Here is a 6,501-nt window from a genome sequence, read left to right on the forward strand (position 1 = left end):
GCCGAGAATCTTGGCCTGACGCTCGGCGATACCATCACCTTGATCTCGCCGGACGGCGATGTGACGCCGCTCGGCACCACGCCGCGCATGAAGGGTTACAAGATCGCGGCGATCTTCGAAGTCGGCATGTCGGAGTATGACAGCTCCATCGTCTACATGCCGTTCTCCGAGGCGCAGCTCTATTTCAACATGGACGGCCGGGCGCAGACCATCGAGATCTATGTCGACAATCCCGATGATGTCGACGCGCTGAAGCCGAAGGTGGAGGAGGCGGCACAACGCCCCATCGACCTGGTCGACTGGCGCCAGCGCAACGAGACCTTCTTTTCTGCCCTGCAGGTCGAGCGCAACGTGATGTTCATGATCCTGACGCTGATCGTGCTGGTGGCGGCGCTCAACATCATTTCCGGACTGATCATGCTGGTGAAGGACAAGGGGCATGATATCGCCATCCTGCGCACCATGGGCGCCTCGCGCGGCGCCATCCTGCGTATCTTCCTGATGACGGGTGCGGCGATCGGCGTGACGGGCACGCTCGCCGGCGTGCTGCTCGGCGTCTTGATCTGCACCAACATCGAATCGATCCGCCAGTTCTTCTCCTGGATGACCGGCAAGGTGCTGTTCAATCCGGAGCTGTATTTCCTCAGCCAGTTGCCGGCCAAGATGGATCCACGCGAGACGACCTATGTCATCATCATGGCGCTGGCGCTGTCCTTCCTGGCAACGGTGTTTCCAGCGTGGCGGGCGGCCCGCCTCGATCCGGTCGAAGCCTTGAGGTACGAGTAGTGGCCGAGGTCATTATCGAGCTGAAGAGCGTCGAGCGGCACTACGTCCAGGGGCCGCGCAAGCTCACCATCCTGAACGGCGCCGACTTCTCGCTGCGGCGCGGTGAGATGGTGGCGCTGGTAGCCCCTTCGGGCTCCGGCAAGTCGACGCTGCTGCACACGGCGGGGCTGCTGGAGCGTCCTGACGCCGGAGACGTGATCCTGTCCGGACGCGCCTGTGGCCGGCTGTCCGATGACGAGCGCACCTCGATCCGCCGCAACGATGTCGGCTTCGTCTACCAGTTCCATCATCTGTTGCCGGAGTTTTCCGCGCTGGAAAACATCATGATGCCGCAGCTGATCAAGGGGCTGCCGCGCAAGGAAGCGGGCGAGCGCGCGGCGCAACTGCTCGACTACATGCAGATCGGCAAGCGGGCGTCGCACCGGCCATCCGAGCTGTCCGGCGGCGAGCAGCAGCGCGTCGCCATTGCACGCGCGGTCGCCAATGCGCCGCTGGTGCTGCTCGCCGACGAGCCGACCGGCAACCTCGACCCGGTCACCGCCTCCTATGTGTTCGAGGCGCTGGAGGCGCTGGTGCGGCAATCGGGGCTCGCCGCGCTGATCGCCACCCACAATCATGAACTGGCATCGCGCATGGACCGGCGTGTCACGCTGGCCGACGGCAAGGTGGTGCCGCTGTAAGGAACGGTTCTCACCCGGCATGTACCGCGCGGGGGTAGCTTAGAATCGCCAGTGAGCGTTCATTGCGATCAGAGTGGACGATATCGCGCTCGTCGCCAGGATGAACAACCAGATTACAAGGTTGCGAGAGAGGCGTCGCCGGCGGCCTTGTCGCATGCGCTTTCGCCAACGGTCACCTTGATTCGCGCCTCCGTACTTCCCCATATCCATCGCCCGGCAGTGCCCCAGCCCAAGAATTATTGCTTCGGCCACGCTTTAATACAAGCGCGCGCTAATCCTGATCTCCAGGACTGGAAGCCTACGCCGCCGCGCTTTCAGCATCGTCTCGTGGCGAACGATTAACCTTTCGCTAACCGTGCAAAATTCCCCGCCTATCGCTCTATCCCCTAGCGATTGACATTGGAACAAAATTAGAACAAATTGGAAACATATCCACAACAGGAGAGAGTTATGACCGATCTGGTTCAGGATGTCATCTCGCTGGTTTGCATGAGTGCGTTTCTTGTTTCCATGGCGATCTGGATCGGAGCCATGTGAGTTGGCGGCGTCTGCCATCGCTGTTTCCCGATGGCCCTAAGCCGCTCCGCCGTTAAGCTTTTCTTGCCGCCGCGACGTTAGGGTGCGTCTCCAGGCAGGGAGCAGCGTCCAGGTGTCGCCCATCGTCACGGCCATTCTCGTGGCCAGCAATCTCGGACTGATCTTTCTCTTGATGACCGTGCCGCTTGGTTTGCGCACGGTCCGGTCCAGCCGCATTGTGGCAATGGACCGGCAGCGCCTGTGGCAGGCGCTGTGGCCGCTTGGCAGCGATGCCGGCTGGTCCGGCGAGATCCTGTCGGCGCAGCCGCTGGACGAAGAGGGCGTGGCTCGCATCATGCTGTCGTGGGAAGGCCGCGACGGCAAGCCGATAGAGCGCAGGGCGCGGTTTGAAGATGTCGTCGAGGGCAGCCGCTTCTCGATGCGGGTGATCGAGGATACCGCGCTCGATGGCTCGTTCTGGAAGGATTATGGCGAGACCGCCGAGCTGGTTTCGGAGGGCAGCGGCACACGCGTGACGCTCAGCCGGACCGACCGGTATCGCGGCGTCGCCTTCCTGGTGTTCCGCTACTTCGCCATGCGCCGCGAGCTTTCCAAGCTGCAGCGCTGGGCAAGGACCGGGCAGTACCGCAAGGGCGGCTGGTTCGAGCATCCGCTGAGCCAGGTCGGCTTTGCCGTGCTATCGGCATTGCTCCTGTGGCCGTTCTTCGGCCTCCACCTCGGCGGGCTGGCGCTGGCCGCGATCCTGACGTCGGTGGTGGCATTGCACGAACTCGGCCACATGGCGGCGTTCCGGCTGGCGGGCCATCGCAGGGCGCGGATGATCTTCATCCCGCTGCTTGGCGGCATCGCCATTGGCGGACGACCCTACAACAGTCGTTTCGAAGTGGCCTTCGTGGCCTTGATGGGGGCGGGGTTCTCCGCCTTCCTGGTGCCGATCGTCATCGCCGCCAGCGTGCTTGCCGGCAACGAGGGTCACAAGGCTGCCGCCGCGCTGCTGGCCGCCCTTGCAGGCTGCGCTGCCCTGTTCAACATCGCCAATCTGGTGCCGGTGTGGAAATTCGACGGCGGCCAGGTGCTGCGCCAGATCTGCCCAGGGCCGGTGGTCCTGGCGCTGGCGTCCTTCTCGCTGCTTTCGGCCTTTCTGGCGCTTGGCTGGCGGGCTGGTTTTTCCTCGGGCTTCCTGCTGGCGGCCGGTGCGGTGTTTTCGATCCTCAGCCTGCTCACCGTCGGCAGCGGGGTGAAGCCGCGTCACGAACTGGAGCCGATCGGCACCCTCGACCGTTTCGTCATCGCAGGCGCCTTGCTGGCGGTGTTCGCCATCCATGGCTGCGGCGTGCTATGGGCTTCCGCCCAACTGATCTAAGGGCGCTCGGAACCCACAGCTTTCGACTCGGCCTGACCTGAATCTCAATACACCTTATGCAGTTCCCAGGCCGACAGTGTCAGCCGGCCTTGCGCGAAGCTTCGGCGGGCAAGGCCGTCGCGGGACCGAACACGTCCTCGAAAGCGGATTTCAGTGCCAGGTCGAGATCGGCCATGGTCAGGAGCAGGCCGAGATCGACGAGGCTGGTGACGCCGTGGTCCTGCACGCCGCAAGGAACAATGCCGCCGAAATGGGCGAGGTCCGGCTCGACATTGATGGCGATGCCGTGAAAGCTCACCCAGCGCCGCAGCCGGATGCCGATCGCCGCGATCTTGTCCTCGGCCGGCGCACCGTCCCGCAGCGCAGGGCGATCGGGCCGCACCACCCAGACACCGACCCGGTCCTCGCGGCGCTCGCCGCGCACGTTGAAGGCGGCGAGCGTGCCGATGATCCATTGTTCGAGCGCGGCAACGAAGGCGCGCACGTCCTCGCGCCGACGCTTCAGGTCGAGCATGACATAGGCAACCCGCTGGCCGGGCCCATGATAGGTGTATTCGCCGCCGCGTCCTGCCGAAAAGACCGGAAAGCGGTCCGGCTCGATCAGGTCCTCGATGCGGGCGCTGGTGCCGGCGGTGTAGAGCGGCGGATGTTCGACCAGCCAGACGATCTCGGCGGCAGCTCCGCTGCGGATCGCCTCGGCGCGCGCCTCCATGAAGGCAAGCGCGTCGGGATAGGCGGTAAGGCCGGGTTCGACCAGCCATTCGACCGGCGCCGAACCGGGCAAGGGCAGGAATGACGTGGCGATCTGGCTGCGTTCAGTCATGACGTATCGCTTTGCTTATCCATGTCGTGGCCCCAAAACCGCCTTGCCCTTTTGGGCGACATGCCTTTGGCCTCCATATGGCGATATCGGGCGCAAACGTCCAGTTCGCGATGCTCATTGCAATCCTGTGGAACGTTATGCCAATTGCCTGACATTATTGCTCGCCACGCACTTGTTTCGCCGGAAACGATTTGCTACACGCCGCGAGCCGGTCGGTTCCGGCTCCTACCACGTGCGGTCGTGGCGGAATTGGTAGACGCGCAGCGTTGAGGTCGCTGTGGGGCAACCCGTGGAAGTTCGAGTCTTCTCGACCGCACCAGTATTTCCTGAGGCAAGCCTTCGGACGTCTTGAAATGACCTCCTGCAATCTGGCGATCATCAGATCCTGAGTATGGCGCCGGCCTGCTATAAGGGCCGGATCTCGGTTCCACTCGGCAGATCAAAGGTCACGACGAGGCCGCTTGGCTGGTTGTCGTGCAACTCGATCTTGCCGCCGTGCCCCTGGATGATATCCGCTACGATGGAAAGGCCGAGCCCGAAGCCGTGCTTCGAGGCAACGCCGCGTGACATGTCCTCCTTGAAGAACGGTTCGAACACGCGCGAGCGCGCTGTCATGGAAATGCCCGGCCCATCGGGAGGCAGTAGGAGCACCGATGCCTGGACTATTTCAGGTGAAAATGGCTGCATGCATGAAGTGATCTTAAGTTTTGTTGCGCAATCTTGGCTTGATCTTGGCTCCGTGCGCGCCTCTGGAACGGCAAAGCGTCAGACTCGGGAGTGTTTGATAGTCCCGCTCGTCAGGACGTTGGGCCGGCCTGACCGCTGCCGAGAGGGATTTTTTGTCGGCCAACTAAAGTTCACCAGCGGCTGGCCGCTTCCTCAGCTGAGCTGCTAAACAAGGCTGTCGCTGTTTTGTTATTGCTCTCAGCTCGCTTGACAAAGCGATCCAGACCACGGCACGAATCGCTTCGTGGGTTTAGGCAAAGGGGAGATACCATGAAGAAGACTTATGTGAAGCCGATGTTCGTAAGGCGCGAAAAGCTGTCCGCCGTGACGGCGATAGCTTGTCCTAGCTTCGGCTGCCCGACCTAAGGGCTGGGCCGAACCGGCTTCTGCCAGATCGCCCGCCGTCGAAAGCGGGCGGGCTTCCATCGTGGCGTGAGCTTTTCGACTGTTTGGAAGGGACCGCTGGGCCGCGCATTCAGATCGCGCCGCCCCGTGCTCCGGGAACTGCCCTTAGGCAGCCTGTTCCCAGAGGTTATGCAGCCTTCTTCATCCGTGCCAGCGTATCGGCCACCTCCTCGCCGAAGGAGGACGGCGTCGGCACGATGATGACGCCGGCATGGCCCATGCGGCGGCCTTTCGGGCAGACAGGCCGATGATCTGGGCGATCGGCAATCAGCCAAGAATGATGAAGCAAGGTGACTGACGTAACTCGGCCAGCCGGCGAGCTACCCCGTCCATCCCAGCCCAGCCGAGATGCAATTAATCGACACCAGCAAGGCGTCGGTTGCCCGCTTTTGATCCGTCGTCCTTGCCCTGACATCACGCAGCAGATCGACCTGCAGCCGGTGGATGTCGTCCATCTGCCGCCGCAGGCTGTCGAAACGCCGCTTGAACATCGGAAAGCGCTCGGAAAGATCACCCCCTGTGAGGTCGCCGATCAGGCGTCGCGTCAACTCGTACTCCCCGGCGATGCGGGCATAGATTCGTTTGGCGGCATCGCTGTCGGACACAAGGCCGGCGTAGAGCCGCGCGATCTCCATGTCGGCCTGGTAGAGCGTCTTCTCGGCTTCGTCGACGACCAGGCGGAAAAAGCGCGAGTGCTCGAACATGCGGGCCAGAAGGTCGCGCCCGACCTCGCCGCGCACCGCGACGAAGGCGCTCAGCGCGCTGCCGATGCCATACCAGCCGGTCAACAGATGACGGTTCTGGCTCCAGGCGAACACCCATGGAATGGCGCGCAGGTCGGCGATGCCGTTGGCGCCGAAACGGCGATCCGGCCGTGAGCCCATTTTCAGGAGCGCCAGTTCCGCGACCGGGCTCGCCTGGTTGAAATAATCGAGGAAGCCGGGCTCGGCCATCAGCGTGGCATAGGATGCCTGCGACATACCGGCGAGCGCCTCGAGCGCTTCGTCGAACTCCGGCGTCTCCTTCGTCTCGGCATCGCCCGGCGATCCGACGCTGTGGGCCAGAACGGCGGCGGCGAGGATCTCGAGCTGGTTGAGGCCGGTGCCGCGATTGGCGAATTTCGACGATACAACCTCGCCTTGCTCGGTCACCCGCATGGTGCCGGCGACGGTGCCTTGCGG

At 63.2% G+C, this 6,501-nt stretch carries 5 protein-coding genes, 1 tRNA gene and 1 pseudogene; 4 read left to right on the forward strand and 3 right to left on the reverse strand.

What is annotated here, in order from left to right; translation table 11 throughout:
- The 3 genes from EOA36_RS23050 to EOA36_RS23065 all read left to right on the forward strand — a co-directional run.
- Window positions 1-786: FtsX-like permease family protein (locus EOA36_RS23050; RefSeq protein WP_127279561.1), on the forward strand; the 786-nt coding region annotated here is incomplete at its 5' end.
- Window positions 786-1,466, forward strand: coding sequence for an ABC transporter ATP-binding protein (locus EOA36_RS23055; protein ID WP_127279562.1), 681 nt, complete (start codon window positions 786-788; stop codon window positions 1,464-1,466). The genes EOA36_RS23050 and EOA36_RS23055, both read left to right, overlap by 1 nt.
- A gap of 649 nt (window positions 1,467-2,115) precedes the next feature.
- A complete protein-coding gene (locus EOA36_RS23065; protein ID WP_127279564.1) occupies window positions 2,116-3,366 on the forward strand; it encodes a site-2 protease family protein in 1,251 nt (416 codons plus the stop codon).
- Between the two features lie 79 nt (window positions 3,367-3,445).
- On the opposite strand, the gene lipB is transcribed toward EOA36_RS23065, so the two are convergent.
- Entirely contained in the window at window positions 3,446-4,189 is a 744-nt protein-coding gene (gene lipB, locus EOA36_RS23070; RefSeq protein ID WP_127279565.1) for a lipoyl(octanoyl) transferase LipB, read from the reverse strand.
- 234 nt (window positions 4,190-4,423) lie between these two features.
- On the opposite strand from lipB, the gene EOA36_RS23075 reads away from it, so the two are divergent.
- Window positions 4,424-4,508: transfer RNA gene (locus tag EOA36_RS23075), tRNA-Leu, on the forward strand.
- An 86-nt stretch (window positions 4,509-4,594) separates the two neighbouring features.
- On the opposite strand, the pseudogene EOA36_RS23080 reads toward EOA36_RS23075, so the two are convergent.
- Window positions 4,595-4,822, reverse strand: a pseudogene (locus EOA36_RS23080) (ATP-binding protein); the annotation flags it as partial.
- 818 nt (window positions 4,823-5,640) lie between these two features.
- Window positions 5,641-6,501, reverse strand: an 861-nt coding sequence (locus tag EOA36_RS23085; RefSeq protein ID WP_127279566.1) for a phosphoenolpyruvate carboxylase, incomplete at its 5' end; no start/stop codon positions are given.

This window comes from Mesorhizobium sp. M8A.F.Ca.ET.021.01.1.1 (assembly GCF_003998025.1).
Lineage (GTDB): Bacteria > Pseudomonadota > Alphaproteobacteria > Rhizobiales > Rhizobiaceae > Mesorhizobium.